Source organism: Pseudomonas sp. HY2-MNA-CIBAN-0224, assembly GCF_040310285.1.
Classification (GTDB): Bacteria; Pseudomonadota; Gammaproteobacteria; order Pseudomonadales; family Pseudomonadaceae; genus Aquipseudomonas; species Aquipseudomonas helleri.
Genome location: NZ_JBEOPQ010000204.1, coordinates 1 through 420, shown reverse-complemented (window position 1 = coordinate 420; position 420 = coordinate 1). Strand labels below are relative to the sequence as shown.

General features: G+C 44.3%; 1 protein-coding gene. It reads right to left on the bottom strand.

Features of this window, described 5'->3' with window-relative positions:
- Positions 1-366, bottom strand: a 366-nt coding sequence (locus AAEZ03_RS26035; RefSeq protein ID WP_502947953.1) for a ribulose-phosphate 3-epimerase, incomplete at its 3' end; no start/stop codon positions are given.
- Positions 367-420: the final 54 nt, after the last annotated feature.

Below are 420 nucleotides of genomic sequence, written 5' to 3'. Positions count from 1 at the left end.
ATTCAATACCAAGCCACATTCAGCGCCGCCATCTTTGATGAGCTGCAAAGAGCGATCAATGTGCGCGCTGGCTTCTGGATGAAAAGTGATAACACTCGCACCTGCCTCTAAGAATTGCTCAATCATGCTATCCACCGGCGATACCATCAGATGAACATCGATAGGTGCATCGATACCATAATCACGCAGCGCTTTACAGATCATACTGCCAAAGGTCAGATTGGGGACATAATGATTGTCCATCACATCAAAATGAATGACGTCAGCACCTGACTCCAATACTCTTTCAACTTCTTCGCCCAGTCTGGCAAAGTCGGCAGATAAAATGGAAGGAGCGATAAGATATGGCTTAGAAGGACTGATCATAATTGAGCTACCTAATTTTGTTGAAATAAAGAAATACTAGGGCGTGTCTTCAAC